This window comes from Mycobacterium sp. AT1 (genome assembly GCF_002043095.1).
Taxonomy (GTDB): domain Bacteria; phylum Actinomycetota; class Actinomycetes; order Mycobacteriales; family Mycobacteriaceae; genus Mycobacterium.
The window spans coordinates 1-18,756 of the sequence record NZ_MVOC01000087.1; the positions used below are offsets into that span (position 1 = coordinate 1).

An 18,756-nucleotide genomic window follows, 5' to 3' on the forward strand; every position below is an offset into this window, starting at 1 on the left:
GGCGGCGGGTAGTTGCCCTGCGGAGGCGGCGGGTAATTGCCCTGCGGAGGCGGCGGGTAGTTCCCCTCGGGCGGTTGGTAACCGCTGCCCTCGGGCGGCTGGGGTGGGTTGGTCATGTCACGTCCTCAATCGGTTGGTCGTCAATCTGGCGTTTCGCCCGCCGAGCACGACGAACGAAGGTGACTGTGCGAGCAGGGGTTACGTGGAGAAGTAGACGAGGGACACGATGACGCTGAGCACCAGCGACACCGCGCCGACGATGACGCCCGCAAGGGCGAGGCCATGCCCGGCCTGGCCGGTCTTCTTGATCTGGTTCATGGCGATGATGCCGAGCACGATCCCGACGATGGCCCCGACTCCGCAGAACAGGCCGATGACCGAGCAGACCAGAGAGGCGACGGCGAGGTTGTTGTTTCCGCGTACCGGAACGGGCTCGAAACCGCCGTATCCCCCTGGCGGCGGATAACTTCCAGGTGGGGGCGGGGGCGGGTAGTTCCCCGGTGGAGGCGGCGGGTAGTTCCCCGGAGGAGGCGGCGGATACTCGGTCATGTACGCCTTCCACTGATCATTTGCGGGGTCTGAGCGCTGTTACCCTACCCGAGAACTTGCTGAGAGAGATGACCAAAAGGCCAACTCGAGTACCCGGTTGATCTAGATGGCAAACCCGCAGTGGCTGGCGTTGACCATCGGGTTTGCCCAGCGCTGAGGCTATCGGACCAGCGCTCCTACCGGTGAGCACTGCCGTTCGACAGGAACCCCAGCAAGTCATGCCGCGTCAGCACGCCGACGGGCTTGCCTTCCTCGACGACCATCACGGCGTCGATTTCACGCAATGTCTTTGCGGCAGTGCTGACGAGCTCACCGGCGCCGATCAGCGGCAGGGCCGGGCTCATGTGCTGCGACACCGCGTCGGCGAGCTTCGCCCTGCCCTCGAAGACCGCTGACAGCAGCTCGCGCTCGGAAACGCTTCCCGCCACTTCACCCGCCATGACCGGCGGTTCAGCCCCGACGACTGGCATCTGGGAGACGCCGTACTCGCGGAGGATTCCGATGGCGTCGCGCACCGTCTCCGACGGATGGGTGTGAACGAGGTCGGGTAGCGCACCGGACTTGCCCCGCAACACGTCTCCGACGGTGGTGTGTTCGATCGAGCCGTCGAGCCTGTCCCGCAGGAAGCCGTAGGACGACATCCAGGTGTCGCTGAAAATCTTTGAGAGATAACCTCTTCCGCCGTCGGGCAGGAGCACCACGACGACGGCGTCCGGTCCGGCCTTTTCGGCAACGCGGATCGCGGCCACGGCGGCCATCCCGCACGACCCACCGACCAGGAGCGCTTCTTCGCGGGCGAGGCGGCGCGTCATCTCGAAGGAGTCGGCGTCGGACACCGCGATGATCTCGTCGGTGACGGTGGGGTCATAGGCCGACGGCCAGAAGTCCTCCCCCACCCCCTCGACGAGATAGGGCCTGCCCGTTCCGCCCGAGTACACCGAGCCCTCCGGGTCGGCGCCGATGATCTTCACCGCCCCGCCGGACACCTCCTTGAGGTAGCGCCCCGCACCGGTGATCGTCCCGCCGGTGCCAACGCCTGCGACGAAGTGGGTGATCTTCCCGTCGGTGTCGGCCCAGATCTCCGGACCCGTCGTCTCGTAGTGGCTCGCGGGGCCGTTCGGATTGGAGTACTGGTCGGGCTTCCATGCGCCGTCGATCTCCCGCACCAGACGATCCGACACGCTGTAGTAGCTGTCCGGGTGGTCGGGCGGCACCGCGGTCGGCGAGACGACGACGTCGGCGCCGTACGCGCGCAACACGTTTCGCTTGTCCTCGCTGACCTTGTCAGGGCACACGAAGATGCACTTGTAGCCACGTTGCTGCGCCACCAGGGCAAGCCCGACCCCGGTGTTGCCGGATGTCGGCTCGACGATCGTGCCGCCTGGCTTCAGCTCACCACTCGCCTCGGCGGCGTCGATCATCTTGATCGCAATGCGGTCCTTGGAACTGCCGCCCGGATTGAGGTATTCGACCTTGGCCGCCACGAGCCCGGCTCCATCGGGCACAACGGAGTTCAGCCGAACGAGAGGCGTGTTTCCGATGAGCTCACTGATATGACCCGCGATTCGCATGAGTCCATCGTGTCAGGCGCGCGTTCGGGTTACCAGGTCGCCTCTCGGATGTAGTGGCCGATCTGCTTCAGCGACCGCGTCGCTTCCTTCACACTCGGCGCCGCCAACTGGAACACGTGCATCTGACCAGGCCAGACGTGCACTTCGACCGGCACGCCCGCCGCGGCAAGCATGTGGGCGGCCTTTCTCGCGTCGTTGAGCAGAACCTCCGAGCCCGACACGTGGATCAGCGTCCGCGGCAGCCCGGTCTCGACGTGGTCGAGCGGTTCGTAGACCTCCTCGGCCTTGCCGTCGACGACGTGACGCTTGGCCGCGCGCTCGATGAAGTCGACCAGCATGTCGAAGGCCTTCGACGGGAACATTGCGTCGGAGTGGGCGTTCGGGTGTTGCGCGCGGCCCTCGTTGTCGATCTCGAACAGCGGTGACATGGTCACCATCGCCGCGGGCAATTCACCCTCGAGGTTCAGCCGCTCAGCCAGCGCCAGCGACAGGTAGCCACCCGCCGAATCGCCTGCCAGCACGATCTGCGATGGGTCGTATCCCTTGAGCCGCAGCCATCGGTACGCGTCGTAACAGTCGTCGATGGCCTCGCCGATCGAATGCTTGGGGATCATCCGATAGTTGACGACCAGCGCCGGGCTGTCGGCGAACCGCGACAGTGCCGTCACCAGTCGTCCGTGCGTGTTGGCGCCACAGGTGAGGAAGGCGCCGCCGTGCAAATACAGGATGACGCTGCGGTTGCCGTCGGCTGGCAACACCCCGGCCGCTCTGATCAGCTGGGCCGTGCAGTTGGGAAGACCGATGGTGGCGCGAACGGTGCCGGGGGCCGGCCGCAGCACGCGGGCGGCGAAGTCGACGACGCCAAACGGCCACGGCAACCGCGGTACGTAGCTACCGACGGCAAGCGTTGGCTTGATTGTCATCATCGCGCCAAGAGCAAACAATCGACCGGCGATGCTCGGGCCGTCCTCGACCACTTCGACCGGGGCGCCGTCGCTAACGGGGAATCGGCGCACTTTACGTGCCCTACCACCGCTTACGCCGGGTCCGTACGACCTGGAAACATCACTTGGTGCGGTCATCGTCACCACTTCCCTACGCCGATGTAGTGCCCGGTGCGGTTAATACTTAGCCAACCCCAGGTAACTTAGCTTGACACTTACAAAATGTTCAACGAACAAAGAACTTGATTTAGTACCGCACTTGATACCGCACCGTGACCGGCCGTCACCTCTGCCGCACGTGTATCCCGTCCAATCGCCCCTAAACTGGTCGCGTGGTCATTCGTGCACCGCGTAGGTCGACCATTGCCCTGGCAGCGGCTGCCACGCTCGCGTCGACGGGTTCCGCGTACGTCGGGGTTCGGAACCTTCTGCACGGTCAGGCCGATCAGGCCCGCCAGGTGATCCCGAAGTCGTGGGACGTCCCTCCCCGGGCCGACGGGGTCTACGTCGCGGGTGGCGGGCCATGCGAGAAATGGCACCGCGGGGTGCCGTTCGACATCCATCTGATGGTGTTCGGCGATTCGACTGCCACGGGTTACGGCTGTGTCGTCGCCGACGAGGTGCCCGGTGTCTTGATCGCCCGCGGCCTCGCCGAGCAGTCCGGCAAGCGGATCCGATTGAGCACCAAGGCGATCGTCGGCGCCACGTCGAAGGGTCTCTCGGGACAGATCGACGCCATGTTCGTGGCGGGCGCACCACCCGACGCCGCGGTGGTCATGATCGGGGCCAACGACGTCACGGCGCTCAACGGCATCGGGCCGTCGGCTCGCCGCGTCGGGGCTGCGGTGAGCCGATTGCGTGGCAGTGGCGCCGTCGTCGTGGTGGGCACGTGCCCGGACTTCGGCGTCATCACCGCGATTCCGCAACCGTTGCGCTTGGTCGCCCGCACGATCGGACTCCGGCTGGCCCGTGCGCAGGCCGTCGCCGTACGCGCCGCGGGTGGGGTGCCCGTCCCGTTCTCGGCGCTGCTCTCGCCGGAGTTTCAGAAGGCGCCCGAGGAGTTCTTCTCCGACGACATGTTCCACCCGTCGGCGGCCGGCTATGCCCTCGCTGCCCAGCAGTTGTTGCCCGCCCTGTGCAAGCAACTCGGCGAGTGGAGTACCGACACCGACGTCGAACCGGCACTCGAGGCGCGGGCCGGCGACGACTCCCTGTTGGCCCGCCTCGGCGGGGTTACGCGGTTCTGGCGGCGGACGACGGGCGTACCCGCACCGATCGTCGCCACGGTCACCGGTTAAATTCGGTTGAGTAGTCACCGACCTAGGAGTTCGCACATGCCCGAAGCCGTCATCGTCTCAACTGCCCGTTCCCCCATCGGCCGCGCCAACAAGGGTTCGCTGGTGGACATGCGGCCCGACGACCTGGCGGCACAGATGGTCAAGGCGGCGCTGGACAAGGTCCCCGGATTGGATCCGCGCGACATCGACGACCTGATCATGGGCTGCGGTCAGCCCGCGGGTGAGGCCGGCTTCAACCTCGGGCGCGCGGTCGCCGTCGAACTGGGCTACGACTTCCTGCCCGGTACGACCGTCAACCGCTACTGCTCGTCGTCCCTGCAGACCACCCGGATGGCGTTCCACGCGATCAAGGCAGGCGAGGGCGACGCCTTCATCTCCGCGGGCGTCGAGACCGTGTCTCGGTTCATGAAGGGCAGTGCCGACGGCTGGCCGGACGCCAAGAACGCCCTCTTCGCCGACGCGCAGGCGCGCTCGGATCAGGCCGCGGCCGGGGCGACGGAGTGGCATGACCCGCGCGAAGACGGCCTGCTGCCCGACGTCTACATCGCGATGGGCCAGACGGCGGAGAACGTCGCGTTGTTCACCGGCATCAGCCGCGAGGACCAGGACCACTGGGGCGTCCGCAGCCAGAACAAGGCCGAAGAGGCCATCAACAGCGGCTTCTTCGATCGCGAGATCTCGCCGGTGACGTTGCCCGACGGCACGGTCGTCTCGAAGGACGACGGCCCGCGTGCCGGCACCACCTACGAGAAGATCAGCCAGCTGAAGCCCGTCTTCCGACCCAACGGCACCATCACCGCAGGCAACGCGTGTCCACTGAACGACGGCGCGGCCGCCGTCGTCATCATGAGCGACGCACGCGCCAAGGAGCTGGGGCTGACGCCGCTGGCGCGCATCGTGTCGACTGGTGTGTCCGGGCTGTCGCCGGAGATCATGGGCCTCGGCCCCATCGAGGCGTGCAAGCAGGCGCTGGCGCGGGCAGGCAAGTCGATCGGCGACATCGACCTCTACGAGATCAACGAGGCGTTCGCGGTGCAGGTGCTGGGTTCGGCCCGGGCGCTGGGCATGGACGAGGACAAGCTCAACGTCTCCGGCGGGGCCATCGCACTCGGCCACCCGTTCGGCATGACGGGTGCCCGCATCACGGCGACGCTGCTGAACAACCTGACGACGTACGACAAGACGTTCGGCCTGGAGACCATGTGCGTTGGCGGTGGCCAGGGCATGGCGATGGTCATCGAGCGCCTGAGCTAGCCGGTCGAAGGCGCCGACTCTGCGCTCACTGCGAGGAAGTTCGAGTAACCATCGCAGTCAGCGCAGAGTCGGGCGTCGATTCCACGCTCGCTGCACCCGTCGCAGGACATCGTCGCGACTACTGCGGGCGACGACCCGCACCAGACACCAGCCGAGCTCGTCGACGTCGGCCAATCGTCGGACGTCCCTGGCGAATTGAACCGCGTCCGATCGATGGTGATCACCGTCGTACTCGACGGCGAGCCGACGTTCCTCCCACCCCATGTCGAGGTAGTACCGGCGGCGCCCGTCGGGGCTGATCACCGGAATCTGCGTCTGCGGTCGCGGATAACCCGCCCCGACCAGCAACAGCCGCAACCACGTTTCCCTCGGCGACTCGGCGCCCGCATCGGCCAGGTCGAGAACCCTTCGGAGCTGCCCCAATCCGCGGGCGCCGGCATGCTCCCGGGCCATGGCGGCGACGTCGTCCACCCCGAATCGAGTGGCCGCCAGAAGGGAGTCCACCCGCGCAACGGCATCACCCAGCGGCCCGCGCCTGCCGATGTCGAAGGCGGTTCGCGCTGGCGTCGTCACCACCATGCCGGCGACGGGACGCGTCTCCCCCGCCGCAAGGAAGTCCGCGCGGGTGACGACCTGGCGAGGGGATCGTGCGTTGCGCCAAATCAATTCGACGGGGGCGCCGTCGTCGACCCACCTCGCGCCGTGCAGAAGTGACGCCGACAACCCCGCGACCACAGCCGCGCGGCCCGACCACAACCATGCGGCCTGCGTCCGCTGCCGTAGTGAGGGGTCGATCCGCCGGCCCAGGTACACGTTGGGCATCACCGCGCGGTAGTACCGGCGTAGCTCGTAGGGCGTCAGCGCGCCCGACGCCAACGCCTCCGAGCCGATGAAGGGTGTGCCGTCGTCCATGCCGGCAGCCTGTCGAGCCACCCCGACGAGAGCTAGGTACTCACCGGCGGGCGACGGCCGCGCTGTGGATCAATTTGCGTCTGAGGACTACTCGGACGCGTCGACTCTGCGGCTACTGCGACGAAGTACGAGTAGCGGTCGCAGTACGCGCAGAGTCGGGGCGGGACACCCGGAACAGCAGAAAGCCCGTTCGCAATACGCGAACGGGCTTCCCGGGGTAGCGCTGCTGCTAGTCGTTCTGGAAGTAACTCAGCAGACGCAGGATTTCGAGGTACAGCCACACCAGCGTGACGGTCAGGCCGAGTGCGATGCCCCAGCCGGCCTTCGACGGAACACCGGCGCGGACCATCTGGTCGGCGGCGTCGAAGTCGATGAGGAAGCTGAACGCGGCCAGCGCGATGCAGAGCAGCGAGAAGCCGATCGCGATGGGGCCACCGCTGCGCAGGCCGAAGCCTTCGCCGCCACCGACGCCGAAGATCGCGAGGACGACGTTGAGCAGCATCAGGGCCATCACGCCGAACAGGCCGGCGATGATCATGCGGGTGAGCTTCGGCGTGACGCGGATGGCGCCCGTCTTGTAGACGACCAGCATGCCGAAGAACACGCCGAGCGTGGCGACGATCGCCTGGGCGATCATGCCGACGCCACCGTCGGAGTACATGTAGGCGATGACGAAGGACACCGCGCCGAGGAACAGGCCTTCGAGCGCTGCGTAGCTCAGCACGATGGCCGGGTTGTCCTGCTTGCGGCCGAAGGTGGCGATCAGGACGAGCGCCAGACCGCCGAGGGCACCGACGATGGAGAACGGACCGGCCAGTGCCGGATTGCCCATCACCAGGAAGAAGGACACCGCGGCGACGGCGGTCAGGACCGCCAGCGTGATGCCGGTCTTGGTGACGACGTCGTCGATCGTGAGCGGTCGGGAGACCTTGCTGGACTGATCGGTGTACGGCTGAGCCGCGTACGGGTCGGCCTGTGTTGCTGCCGCGCCGTAACCGGCGGCTCCGCCACCGAATTGGGCATACCCGCCACCCTGCTGCTTGGGCAGGGAACGGAATACCGGGTTGCTGCTCTCGCGCACCGTCGGTTCCTCTCGTGTGCTGTGGTCCGTCGTGTGACGGATATTGACTCAACGTCTGGCGACTCGGACCGGTTCCCGGCCTCGTCGGTCTAACTGTGAACTTCTTGGGAAAGGTTACCCGTGTCGCTTCGACCTAGGGTCACGATCTAGATTGCACACCGTGGCCGAAAACGAGGACCTCCTAGTAAACATCGACGACGGCGTCGGTGTCATGACCCTGAACAGGCCAAAGGCCATCAATTCACTCACCCACGGCATGGTCGCCGCTGTTGAGAACGCTCTCAGGAACTGGGAGAACGACGACGCCTTGCACACCGTGCTTCTCACCGGCGCTGGCGAACGCGGACTGTGCGCTGGCGGCGACGTCGTCGCGATCTATCACAGCGCGAAGGCCGACGGCACCGAGGCGCGGTCGTTCTGGCAGGACGAGTACGTCCTCAACGCCTACATCGCCCGCTACCCCAAGCCGTACGTCGCGATCATGGACGGCATCGTGATGGGTGGTGGCGTGGGAGTCGCCGCGCACGGCGGCGTGCGCGTCGTCACCGACACCACGAAGATGGGCATGCCCGAGGTCGGCATTGGCTTCATTCCCGACGTCGGGGGCACCCATCTGCTGTCGAGGGCGCCGGGGCGACTCGGGCTGCATGCCGCACTGACCGGCGCGCCGTTCTCCGGGGCCGACGCGATCGCGATGGGTTTCGCCGACCACTTCGTCCCCCACGACCAGTTGGCCGGGTTCACCAGCGCCCTCGTCGCCGACGGCGTCGACGCGGCTCTGGCCGCCTTCGCGGTCGAGCCTCCCGCGAGTCCCCTGTTGGCGCAGCGGCAGTGGATCGACGCGTGCTACGCCGAGGAGACGGCTCTCGACGTCGTCGCCGCCTTGCGGGCTCAGGGCCCGGGGCCCGCCGAAGACGCCGCGAATCTCATCGCAGGCCGCTCCCCCATCGCGGTGGCGGTGACCATGGAAGCCGTGCGGCGGGCCGCCACCCTGGACACGCTCGAAGACGTTCTTCGGCAGGAGTTTCGAACGGCATGCGCGGCGTTGCGGTCCCACGACCTGGTGGAGGGCATTCGCGCGCTGCTGGTCGACAAGGACCGCAATCCGAAGTGGTCGCCGTCGAGCTTGGAAGAGTGCTCACCGGAGGCCGTCGAGGCGTACTTCGCACCAGCCGACCCAGACTTGAAATTCCCCACCAAAGAAGGAGTGGCGCAATGACTTACGAGACGATTCTGGTCACCCGAGAGGGCCGCGTCGGGACCATCACGCTGAACCGACCCAAGGCGCTCAACGCCCTCAACAGTCAGGTGATGGTCGAACTCACCACCGCCGCTGCCGAATTCGACGCGGATGCGGGTATCGGTGCGATCGTCGTCACGGGCAACGAGAAGGCCTTCGCCGCGGGGGCCGACATCAAGGAAATGGCCGACCTGTCCTTCGCCGACGTGTTCGCCGCCGACTTCTTCGCGGCGTGGTCGGCGTTCGCCGCCACCAGGACGCCCACCATCGCCGCCGTCGCGGGGTACGCCCTCGGCGGCGGATGCGAGCTGGCGATGATGTGCGACATCCTGATTGCCGCCGACACCGCCAAGTTCGGCCAGCCGGAGATCAAGCTCGGCGTGCTGCCGGGCATGGGTGGATCGCAGCGGCTCACCCGCGCCATCGGCAAGGCGAAGGCCATGGACCTCATCCTGACGGGCCGCACTATCGACGCCGCCGAGGCCGACCGCAGCGGCCTGGTGTCGCGCGTCGTCCCCGCCGACACGCTGCTGGAGGAGGCCAACGCCACCGCCGCCACCATCGCAGGCATGTCGTTGTCGGCGTCGCGGATGGCCAAGGAAGCCGTCAATCGCGCGTTCGAATCCTCGCTGACCGAAGGGCTTCTCTACGAGCGGCGACTCTTCCACTCGGCCTTCGCGACCGACGACCAGACCGAGGGCATGGCAGCCTTCACCGAGAAGCGCGCACCGAACTTCACGCACCGTTAAGGTGCGGTGGTGACCGATACGGACACCACCACCGACGAGCGGCCTCCCGTCGCCTCCGAGCCCACCCCGAAGCCGGACTGGTGGGTTCGGCACTACACGTTCTTCGGCACCGCGTTCGGCCTGGTGTTCATCTGGCTGTCGTTGACGCCGTCATTGCTCCCCCGCGGACCGCTGTTCCAGGGGCTGGTGAGCGGTGCGGCGGGTGGCATCGGCTACGGCATCGGCGTGTTCGGCGTGTGGCTAGTCCGCTACCTGCGGTCGGTGAACACCAGCCCGGCGGCGCCGCGGTGGGCCTGGATCGCCCTCGTCGTCGCGGGGGTGATCGGCCAGACGTTTGCGGTCATCGGGTTCCACGTCTGGCAGGACGACGTTCGGGACTCCATGGGCGTGCCGAGGTTGGACTTCTGGGACCACCCGCTGACCGCGGTCCTGTCGATCGTCTTCCTGTTCACCTTCGTCGAGATCGGCCAGCTGGTCGGCAAGTTGGTGCGGTTCCTGGTCAGGCAGCTGGATCGGGTTGCGCCACCGCGCGTTTCGGCCGTCGTGGTGGTGACGTTGCTGCTCGTCCTGACCGTTGCACTCCTCAACGGCGTGGTGGTGCGATTCGCCATGAGCACGCTGAACAACACCTTCGAGTCGGCCAACGACGAGGAAGATCCCGACACCGCCGCACCGACCACGACGCTGCGATCCGGTGGGCCGGAGTCACTCGTCAGCTGGTCCTCCCTCGGGCATCAAGGCCGCATGTTCATGGCCGGCGGGCCGTCGGTGGACGACCTCTCCAAATTCAACGGAGCCACGGCAATCGAGCCGATCCGCGTCTACGCCGGGCTCAACTCCGCCGAGGGTTTCAAGGCGACGGCCGAACTCGCCGCCCGCGAACTGCTACGCACCGGGGGCCTGGACCGCGCGGTGGTCGCGGTGGCCAACACGACGGGCACCGGCTGGATCAACGAGGCCGAGGCGGCGTCGCTGGAGTACATGTACAACGGCAACACGGCGATCGTGTCGATGCAGTATTCGTTCCTACCGAGTTGGTTGTCGTTCCTGGTAGACAAGGAGAACGCGCGTCAGTCGAGTCAGGCGCTCTTCGAGGCGGTCGACGCCCTGGTCCGCGCGATGCCCGAGGCCCGTCGCCCCAAGCTGGTGGTGTTCGGCGAGAGCCTGGGCTCCTTCGGCGGCGAGGCGCCGTTCCTGTCGCTCAACAACCTCATCGCCCGCACCGACGGCGCGCTGTTCTCCGGCCCGACGTTCAACAACACCATCTGGACGACGCTGACGGCCGAGCGCGACGAGGGATCACCCGAGTGGTTGCCGATCTTCGACAAGGGCGAGAACGTCCGATTCGCCGCCGATGCCTCCAATCTTCAACGGCCACAAGCTCCCTGGGGTGAGCCTCGGGTGGTTTACCTGCAACACGCCTCCGACCCCATCGCATGGTGGAACCCCGATCTGCTGTTCTCCAAACCGGATTGGTTGCGCGAACCCAGGGGCAAGGACGTGTCACCCGAGATGGAGTGGATCCCCGTGGTGACGTTCCTGCAGGTGTCCGCCGACATGGCGGTGGCGGTCGACGTGCCGGACGGCCACGGCCACGTCTACGTACGGGACGTGGCGAACGCGTGGGCGGCGATCATGCGGCCGCCCAACTGGACTCCCGAGAAGACCGAGCGGCTACGGCCGCTGCTGCGCTCCGACGAATGACGCGCTGAGCACGTCGAGCACCCCGGCCGCCTTCAGTGCGTGATAGCCGCCGACGACGTCGGTGGACCGGTGCAGACCCAGGTCGACGAGGGCGGCTGCGGCGAGGCTCGACGTGTAGCCCTCGGAGCACAACACGATCCACTCGACGTCGTCGCCGACGGCCTCTGGCAGGCGGGCGTCGCTGGTGGGGTCGCAGCGCCACTCGAGGACGTTGCGCTCGATGAGCCGGGCGGCGGGGACGTCGCCTTCGGCGGCGCGCTGGGCCGCCGGCCGGATGTCGACGAGCAAGGCGCCACGCTCCAGGGCGGCCGGCACGTCGACTGCCTCGATCCGGGTCAGCTTCTCGCGCGCGGACTCCAGGACGACGTCGATTCGGCTCGGCATTAGTCCCCCTCGGGCTTGTCCGTCAGCTCGGTCCGGTCCCGCCGCAGGGTGTTCCGGTCGGTGACGTCGTAGTACGACATCGCGGTCAACGGCGGCGAGTAGGCGTGCACACTCAGGGTAGGCGTCGGGGCTGGACGGGCGATCCGCGCGGGCTTGGACGGCGCCCAGACGACGTCGTGCACCCAACCGAGCGGAAACCCGGCCTGGTCCCCGGCGTCGAGACGGCGCTCCCGCAATGTGTCGCCGTCCCAACGGGTTTCGACGAGCGCCCCGGACACGACCGTGAGGGCGCCGAGCGAACCGCCGTGGTCGTGGAGTTCGGTGGACCGCTCGGGCACCCAGCTGATGAGCCAGACGTCCAGCTCGTCGTCGCCGTGCAGGCGGGTGAACCAGCGCTCGTCGGTGGGCGGCCCACCGACGGGCAGGACGTGGTCGTAGCGCCCGGACAACACGTGGTCGGCGGCGACGTCGGTGGCCTGCAGCAGATCGGGGACGCGGAGTCGGGTGGGGGCGACGACGGACTGAAAGGCAAGAGACATGTGACGGAAGCTCCAGGGTGGACCAGGATTACGGGACGGTTGGGGGGTCGGGCGTTACGCCCGACAACACTCCCGACAGATCGTCCGTTCCAGCACGTTGGCGAGTGTTGCATAGATTGGCAGCATGCGCAGCTACCCGACTTTCGCCGTGGCAGCCGTCGCGGCCCTCCTCGCCGCCTGCTCGTCCGGTTCCGACGGCGCCGGTTCGGCACCGTCGTCGACGGCGGCTGGCAGTGCGGCGACGACCACGACGAGCCTGCAGACCCATACCGCCGAACCTGGCGCCACGGGAGTGTCCGCGAACGGCGTCACGACCGCCGTCGGCGCACCAGCGGAGTCGACGGAGGACGAGTACTTCCAGGCCTGCCACGCTGCGAAGGTGTGGATGCAGGAGCGCGGCGGCGACCAGAAGGCTCAGTTCGAGCCGTACCTGGAAAGCGTGCAGAAGTCGGATGCGGCGGGGCCCGGCACGTTCGGCACGCCCTGGTCCGGGTTGACCCCCGCCCGACAGTCGGCGGTCATCGTGGCGGCCGAGGCGGCTGCCGACGACCTCTGCGGCTGAGCCTTTCAATCACGCGGGTCCGAAAGCCAAGGCACGCAAACGGTTAGCCGGTCTACGCGTTTGTGGCGCTGATCACAAAGTTCGGTACTATGTGTCCCTCATCACTTTGGGAGGGCCCATGATCGGACCAGACAACGCCAAGCTGGCACCGCCCCGCGCGGCCGGCGGCTCGATCAACGGCATGCGGATTCTCATGGCGCTGTTGTTGTTGGCCATCGCCGTCGGCGCCATCACGGGCGTCGTCGTGGCACTCTCCAGCGGGCAGCCGACGGTCGCCCTGATCATCGGCCTGGTGGCGGCCGCCTTCTTCGCCAGGGTGGGTTGCTAGCCCTCCACGTCGAACACCAGGCAGAACGGATGTCCTGCCGGGTCCCGGTAAACCCGGAAGTCGTCTTCGCCGATCGCGTCGGTGACGCGAGTCGCGCCAAGCGCCAACACCTTTGACTCCGCTTCGTCGACGTCGTCCACCTCCACGTCCAAGTGGAACTGCTGTGATCCCCGTGGATCGGGGAACCGAGGCGGTTCGTGGTCGGGTGCCAGTTGAAATGCCAACCGCCCGTGGGTCGGGACGGTGAGCACCACCCACGTGTCGTCCTGCGCCTCGACGTCCCCGCCCAGAACACCGGCGTAGAACGCTGCCAATTGCCGCGGATCCTTGGTGTCGAGCACCACGGAGCGAAGTCGTCCGATCATGTTCGACGGGGTTGCCGTTTTCGACGCGAACCAACCCGGCGACAATGTATCGATGCGAGTGGCGCTCAGTCTCGGCAGCGGCGGCGCCAGGGGGTACGCGCACATCGGGGTGATCAACGAACTGCGCGACCGCGGTCACGACGTCGTCGGCGTCGCCGGGTCGTCGATGGGAGCGCTGGTGGGCGGCCTCGAAGCCGCCGGCAAACTCGACGAGTACACCGCGTGGGCGACGTCCCTGACCCAGCGGGCCGTGCTGCGCCTACTCGATCCGTCGCTGACCTCCGCGGGAGTGCTTCGCGCCGACAAGATTCTCGACGCCGTTCGGGAGATCCTTGGTGACGCCGTCATCGAGGATCTCCCGATTCCCTTCACGGCGGTCGCCACTGACCTGATCGCGGGCAAGTCGGTGTGGCTGCAGCGCGGTCCGGTCGACGCCGCCATCAGGGCGTCGATCGCGATTCCCGGAGTGATCAAACCGCACGTGCTCGACGGCAGACTGCTGGCCGACGGCGGCATTCTCGACCCGCTGCCGATGGCGCCGCTGGCTGCGGTCAACGCCGATCTGATCATCGCGGTCAGCCTGGGCGGCGACGATCCCACCCGGGCCGCCCCCGAACTCAGCCCAGGACCAGGCCCGACCACCGAACGCCTCAGCAGAATGTGGCGCAACACGACGGCGCTGCTCGACACGACGACCGCCCGCTCGCTGCTCGACACCCCTGCCGCCAAGACGGTGCTCAGCCGGTTCGCCAACGACGGTGTCGAGGTCGACGACCACGACGATCACACCGAGACGGTGGTGCCGCGGCTCGGTGGATTCGAGGTGCTCAACCGTGCCATCGACATCGCGCAGTCCGCGCTGATGCGACACACCCTTGCGGCGTATCCCCCCGACCTGCTGATCGAGGTGCCCCGCACCGTTGCGCGAAGCCTGGAGTTCCACCGAGCCGAGGAAGTCATCGAGATCGGTCAAGAGTTGGCCGCGGCCGCGCTCGACACCTTGGCCCCACGAACCTCACACGCCTAGGAACCGCGCGATCGCGTCGGCGTGCCGGCGGCCTTGCGCGCGACCGGCGTTCGCCGACGGGATCCGGCACGCCGGGTCGAGCGGGTTGGGCCCGAACGCGGCGATCGAGTCGTCGTCGGCGAAGACGGCAAGCGTCTCGCCGGGGAAGCCCGCGATTTCGGCCGCCGCGCCCGCGCCGAACGGTGTCGGCCCCGACTCGCTCGACGGCACGAGGACGACGACCGCGTCGCAGTCCGTCGCGGCGGTCAGGTTGACGGTGCTGCCGACGCCCCCGTCCATGAATCGGCGGTCGCCGACCGTCACCGGTGGCCACACCCCGGGCACCGCGCAGCTGGCGGCAACGGCGTCGACGAGGCCGATGCCCGAGTCGCGGTCGACGATCACCAGCTCGCCGGTTTCGACGTCGATCGCCGTGACCCGCAGCACCCGGTCGGGCCACTCCCGGGAAGGCAGGCGATGTCCGATCACGGCCCGGCGGACGGATTCGGGGACGGTGTCGGCGGACACCGCGACGGCGCCGATGTGCTGCAGTATCTTTTCGAGCGTGGCGTCGGGTGACGCCATGGCGCCGGCGAAGAGCTGCATCACGTCGTCGATGCTCGCTCCGGGGACGAGCTCATGGGTTTCGGCTGCGACCTGGGCGGCGAACAGCGCCTCGAGGCTGGCGCCGCTGCCGAGCTGCGCGGCCACCGTCGACCCGGCCGACGTGCCGAGCAGGACGTCGGCGTCGAGCAGCGCGTGCGCCGCCTCGGGCGCCACGTCGAAGATTCCGAGGAGGACACCGGTTTCCCAGGCAATGCCCGCTAGTCCCCCACCGGCCAACACGAGTCCACGTTTCGTCACGGGTGCCGAGTGTGCCAGGTGGCGCTCGGGCGAGCCCTGGTACCCTCTGGTACCAGACGTCCGGCGAAGGGAACGACATGGTTGAGACGATGAGGGCGCAACGCTTCTACGCCGACACCAAAGAGATTGCGGTGGAGGACGTCCCAATCCCCGAACTGGGCCAGGGAGAGGTTCTGGTCAAGGTCGCGTTCTGCGGTATCTGCCATTCCGATCTCAGCTTGATCAACGGCACCTTTCCTTCGCAGCGGGCCGTGGTGACCCAGGGGCATGAAGCGTCGGGCACCGTTGCCGCGCTGGGCCCTGGCGTCACCGGGTGGGCAGAAGGCGACCGCGTGGTGGTCGCCGCGGGCCGGCCGTGCCTCGAATGCGTCAACTGCCGACGCGGGGACGTCTCGAACTGTCTGCAGATCCGGCTGATGGCGTTCGCCTACGACGGCGCGTGGGCCGAATACACCGTCGCACAGGCCTTCGGGCTCACCAGGATTCCCGACAACGTCTCCCTCGAGCAGGCCGCGATCCTCGCCGACGCGGTGTCCACTCCCTACGGCGCCGTCGTCCGGACCGGCAAGGTCGGCATCGGCGAGTCGGTGGGCGTGTGGGGCGTCGGCGGCCTCGGGACGCACGTGGTGCAGCTGGCCCGACTGGTCGGCGCGGCGCCGATAATCGCGGTCGACGTCAAGCCCGCGGTGCTCGACCGCGCCCTGGCGGTCGGCGCCGACTTCGCGTTCGACGCCCGCGACGACGCGCTGGGAGACAAGATCCGCGACGCGACCGGTGGCCGTCAACTCGACGTGGCGTTCGACGCCGTTGGGCTGAAGTCCACCTTCGAGCAGGCGCTTGGAAACCTGACCGTCGGCGGCCGCCTGGTCGGGATCGGGATGAGCGCCGACGCCCCGTCGATCGGCTCGACGGCGATGTTCAACCTGTTCAAGTGGCAGGCGCTCGGCCACCTGGGCTACCAGAACGCCGACATCGGGACGCTGGCCAACCTGGTCTCGATGGGCCGTCTCGACCTGTCCCGCTCGATCAGCGACGTCGTGCCCCTCGAGGACGTCGCCAGGGGCATCGAGAAACTGGACAAGGCCGACGGCGACCCGATCAGGATCCTCGTCCAGCCCTAGCGCAGGTGCGGCGCCGCCTTGCCGCTGATCAACGGCAGATCGAGGTACGTGGCGATCCCGGGTGCGGCGGCGCAGACCGCCGGGATCGAATTCACGCAGTGGGCTGCCGTCGCGACGATGCCGTTGTTGCTCTCCAGGCCCTCCTCGACGCTGTCGGGTTGGAAGCCCTTGACGGTGACGGTGAAGTCGGGGTTGCCCTTGCACTCCATCTCGTAGCGCTCCCCGGCAGGGCCGAAAGTCCATGGGGGGTCCAGGTTTTCCTGTCCCATGAACCAGTTGACGGTGACGCGGACGACGACCTCGTCGCCGACGAGCGCCTCCCAGTGGAACTTTCGTGCAGCCACCTGTCCCGGCTGGATGGCTCCCATCGGCGAGTCGATGGGAGCGGTGGCCACCGCGATCTCCTGGGTCGCCCGGATGTGCGGGTCGGCGGCGAAGCCCAGCTCGTCGACGCACATCCGGACGGATTGCATGAATCCGCCGTCGAGCAGCTTCTGCATGGGGCCGCTCAGCGCCTTCTCCGGCGTGTCGCCGAAGCCCATCACGTAGCGCAACACGTCGGGGGCGTCGTAGGTCCGCAGATCCGAGAACTCCTCGGCGCGAACGAATGTCACGCCGGTCGACATGATGGAGAACAACAGCGGGAACTTCTCGCTGATGCCGCCCGGTGCGATGCCGGTGCCGTGCAGGGTGACACCACCGTCGAGCGCGGCGGCCCGCATCGGACCGGCCTCCTTCTCCCCGGGGTAGAACCATCCGACGGGCGTCACGACGTTCTTGCCCGAGCGGAGCAGCGCCATGACCTCGTCGGGGTTGGGCAGAAGCGGCGAATAGATCACGGCGTCGGCGTCGAGGGCGAGGATCGCGTCGACGTCATTGGTCGCCACGACTCCCAGCGGGTCGCCGCCGAGGAGTTCGCCGACGTCCTTGCCGCTCTTGGCTTCCGAGTGCACCCAACAACCGACCAGTTCGAGGTCCGGGTGCTCGAGCACGCCCTTGATCGCCGCGACGCCGACTCCGCCGGTCGCCCACTGCACCACTCGCAACGACATCTCGACTCCGTTCGACGCCCAGAAACTAGAACACGTTCCATTTAGGTCTACACGACGCCCTCCCGCGACGTGGCCCGATTGCCGGTGACGGCCGGGCTTTGGTTTCCGGGTAGCGGCCCTCACCAGGCATTAGGGTGACTGCTGGCACGCGGGGTGCCCAGTTCGTGGCGCAAGGAGACAGCAGATGACCGAGCCGAAATCGCGCGAAGGCACGATGTTTGGCCACTACCGCCTCCTGCGGCTGATCGGCAAGGGCGGAATGGGCGAGGTCTACGAGGCCGAGGACACCGAGAAGGACCGCATCGTGGCCCTCAAGCTGTTGCCCGAGGGCGTTTCTCACGATCCGGTGTTCCGCAAGCGACTCCAGCGCGAGGCCCACTCGGCCGGCCGCCTCCAGGAACCGCACGTGGTGCCGATCCACGACTACGGCGAGATCGACGGCGTGCTGTTCGTCGACATGCGCATGATCACCGGGTCCGATCTCCGCAGGCTGCTGACGAACTTCGGCCCGATGACGCCGGCCCGCGCGGTCGCGATCGTGCGCCAGGTCGCCGCGGCCGTCGACGCCGCCCACGCGGGCGGCATCATGCACCGTGACATCAAGCCCGAGAACATCCTGATCACCGGTGACGACTTTGCCTACCTGGTGGACTTCGGCATCGCCAGCGCCAAGAGCGACGAGAAGCTCACCGAACTCGGCACGGCGGTCGGCACCTACGCCTACATGGCGCCGGAACGCTTCTCGGGTGACGAAGTCACCTCCCGCGCCGACGTCTACGCGCTGGCCTGCGTGCTGTATGAATGCCTCGCCGGCTCACAGCCCTACGCCGGGGACAGCGTCAGCGTCGTCATCACCGGCCACCTCGTGCAACCGATCCCCCGGCCCAGCGTCCAGCGGCCCGGCATTCCTCCGACCTTCGACCAGGTGATCGCCCGCGGCATGGCGAAGAAGCCCGCCGAACGCTTTGCCACCGCAGGCGATCTCGCGTCGGCGGCCACCGACGCCTTGACGCTGCGCGACCAGGATCAGGCGGCGTCGATATTGCAACGCAGTGAGGCCTCGAGACCGGGTGACGTGCCGCCGAGCCAGGGTGCCACGATGGCCGCTCCGCTGCCGCCACCGCCGCACTCGCCCGCGTACTGGGCGACGCCGCCTCCCGGCTCCTTCCCACCGCCGCCCCCTCCCCCGTACGGCTATCCAGGCGGTCCGCCACCCCCGCCGCATGGCGGCCC

At 67.7% G+C, this 18,756-nt stretch carries 20 protein-coding genes; 10 read left to right on the top strand and 10 right to left on the bottom strand.

The window, feature by feature from the left end; all coding sequences use genetic code 11:
* Positions 1–198: 198 nt before the first annotated feature.
* From B1790_RS31810 to B1790_RS31820, 3 genes are all read right to left on the bottom strand, one after another.
* Entirely contained in the window at positions 199–549 is a 351-nt protein-coding gene (locus B1790_RS31810) for a DUF4190 domain-containing protein (RefSeq protein WP_079927276.1), read from the bottom strand.
* 176 nt (positions 550–725) lie between these two features.
* A complete protein-coding gene (locus tag B1790_RS31815) occupies positions 726–2,120 on the bottom strand; it encodes a cystathionine beta-synthase (RefSeq protein WP_079927277.1) in 1,395 nt (464 codons plus the stop codon).
* A gap of 29 nt (positions 2,121–2,149) precedes the next feature.
* Entirely contained in the window at positions 2,150–3,202 is a 1,053-nt protein-coding gene (locus B1790_RS31820) for an alpha/beta hydrolase (RefSeq protein ID WP_079927292.1), read from the bottom strand.
* Between the two features lie 194 nt (positions 3,203–3,396).
* On the opposite strand from B1790_RS31820, the gene B1790_RS31825 reads away from it, so the two are divergent.
* The gene (locus B1790_RS31825; RefSeq protein ID WP_079927278.1) at positions 3,397–4,362 is read left to right on the top strand and encodes an SGNH/GDSL hydrolase family protein; all 966 of its coding nucleotides are present in this window, start codon (positions 3,397–3,399) and stop codon (positions 4,360–4,362) included.
* 36 nt (positions 4,363–4,398) lie between these two features.
* Complete coding sequence (locus tag B1790_RS31830) at positions 4,399–5,616, top strand: acetyl-CoA C-acetyltransferase (RefSeq protein WP_079927279.1); 1,218 nt, start codon at positions 4,399–4,401, stop codon at positions 5,614–5,616.
* Between the two features lie 57 nt (positions 5,617–5,673).
* On the opposite strand, the gene B1790_RS31835 is transcribed toward B1790_RS31830, so the two are convergent.
* Together B1790_RS31835 and B1790_RS31840 are read right to left on the bottom strand one after the other, a co-directional pair.
* A complete protein-coding gene (locus tag B1790_RS31835; RefSeq protein ID WP_079927280.1) occupies positions 5,674–6,528 on the bottom strand; it encodes a hypothetical protein in 855 nt (284 codons plus the stop codon).
* A 229-nt stretch (positions 6,529–6,757) separates the two neighbouring features.
* Positions 6,758–7,609, bottom strand: coding sequence for a Bax inhibitor-1/YccA family protein (locus B1790_RS31840; protein WP_079927281.1), 852 nt, complete (start codon positions 7,607–7,609; stop codon positions 6,758–6,760).
* 160 nt (positions 7,610–7,769) lie between these two features.
* Between B1790_RS31840 and B1790_RS31845 the strand changes: the two genes are divergently transcribed.
* The 3 genes from B1790_RS31845 to B1790_RS31855 are packed head-to-tail and all read left to right on the top strand — an operon-like array spanning position 7,770 to position 11,302.
* On the top strand, positions 7,770–8,828 hold the full coding sequence (locus tag B1790_RS31845) for an enoyl-CoA hydratase/isomerase family protein (RefSeq protein ID WP_079927282.1): 1,059 nt from the start codon (positions 7,770–7,772) through the stop codon (positions 8,826–8,828).
* The gene (locus B1790_RS31850; RefSeq protein ID WP_079927283.1) at positions 8,825–9,598 is read left to right on the top strand and encodes an enoyl-CoA hydratase; all 774 of its coding nucleotides are present in this window, start codon (positions 8,825–8,827) and stop codon (positions 9,596–9,598) included. The genes B1790_RS31845 and B1790_RS31850 overlap by 4 nt, the downstream gene beginning before the upstream one ends.
* A gap of 9 nt (positions 9,599–9,607) precedes the next feature.
* Positions 9,608–11,302, top strand: a complete 1,695-nt coding sequence (locus tag B1790_RS31855) for an alpha/beta-hydrolase family protein (RefSeq protein ID WP_079927293.1) — start codon at positions 9,608–9,610, stop codon at positions 11,300–11,302.
* Here B1790_RS31855 and B1790_RS31860 read toward each other — a convergent pair.
* A complete protein-coding gene (locus tag B1790_RS31860) occupies positions 11,273–11,686 on the bottom strand; it encodes a rhodanese-like domain-containing protein (protein WP_079927284.1) in 414 nt (137 codons plus the stop codon). The genes B1790_RS31855 and B1790_RS31860 overlap by 30 nt on opposite strands.
* On the bottom strand, positions 11,686–12,225 hold the full coding sequence (locus tag B1790_RS31865) for a cysteine dioxygenase family protein (RefSeq protein WP_079927285.1): 540 nt from the start codon (positions 12,223–12,225) through the stop codon (positions 11,686–11,688). Before B1790_RS31865 ends, B1790_RS31860 begins: the two co-directional genes overlap by 1 nt.
* Before the next feature lie 124 nt (positions 12,226–12,349).
* On the opposite strand from B1790_RS31865, the gene lpqV reads away from it, so the two are divergent.
* Positions 12,350–12,787 (top strand): lipoprotein LpqV, encoded by a 438-nt coding sequence (lpqV, locus tag B1790_RS31870; protein WP_079927286.1) that lies wholly within the window; start codon positions 12,350–12,352, stop codon positions 12,785–12,787.
* Positions 12,788–12,905: 118 nt separating this feature from the next.
* On the top strand, positions 12,906–13,115 hold the full coding sequence (locus B1790_RS31875; protein WP_079927287.1) for a hypothetical protein: 210 nt from the start codon (positions 12,906–12,908) through the stop codon (positions 13,113–13,115).
* Here the strand turns inward: B1790_RS31875 and B1790_RS31880 are convergent.
* Positions 13,112–13,480 (bottom strand): VOC family protein, encoded by a 369-nt coding sequence (locus B1790_RS31880; RefSeq protein ID WP_079927288.1) that lies wholly within the window; start codon positions 13,478–13,480, stop codon positions 13,112–13,114. The two genes, B1790_RS31875 and B1790_RS31880, sit on opposite strands and share 4 nt — an antisense overlap.
* Before the next feature lie 52 nt (positions 13,481–13,532).
* Between B1790_RS31880 and B1790_RS31885 the strand changes: the two genes are divergently transcribed.
* Positions 13,533–14,507, top strand: coding sequence for a patatin-like phospholipase family protein (locus B1790_RS31885; protein WP_079927294.1), 975 nt, complete (start codon positions 13,533–13,535; stop codon positions 14,505–14,507).
* On the opposite strand, the gene B1790_RS31890 is transcribed toward B1790_RS31885, so the two are convergent.
* Positions 14,496–15,350, bottom strand: coding sequence for a patatin-like phospholipase family protein (locus B1790_RS31890; RefSeq protein ID WP_079927289.1), 855 nt, complete (start codon positions 15,348–15,350; stop codon positions 14,496–14,498). The two genes, B1790_RS31885 and B1790_RS31890, sit on opposite strands and share 12 nt — an antisense overlap.
* 77 nt (positions 15,351–15,427) lie before the next feature.
* Here B1790_RS31890 and B1790_RS31895 point away from each other — a divergent pair, with 77 nt between their 5' ends.
* Positions 15,428–16,471, top strand: coding sequence for a zinc-binding dehydrogenase (locus tag B1790_RS31895; RefSeq protein ID WP_079927290.1), 1,044 nt, complete (start codon positions 15,428–15,430; stop codon positions 16,469–16,471).
* Here B1790_RS31895 and B1790_RS31900 read toward each other — a convergent pair.
* Complete coding sequence (locus B1790_RS31900) at positions 16,468–17,523, bottom strand: dihydrodipicolinate reductase (protein ID WP_079927291.1); 1,056 nt, start codon at positions 17,521–17,523, stop codon at positions 16,468–16,470. The two genes, B1790_RS31895 and B1790_RS31900, sit on opposite strands and share 4 nt — an antisense overlap.
* A gap of 184 nt (positions 17,524–17,707) precedes the next feature.
* Here B1790_RS31900 and B1790_RS31905 point away from each other — a divergent pair.
* Positions 17,708–18,756 (top strand): serine/threonine-protein kinase (locus B1790_RS31905; protein ID WP_142271628.1); only part of this gene is annotated, 1,049 nt, incomplete at its 3' end.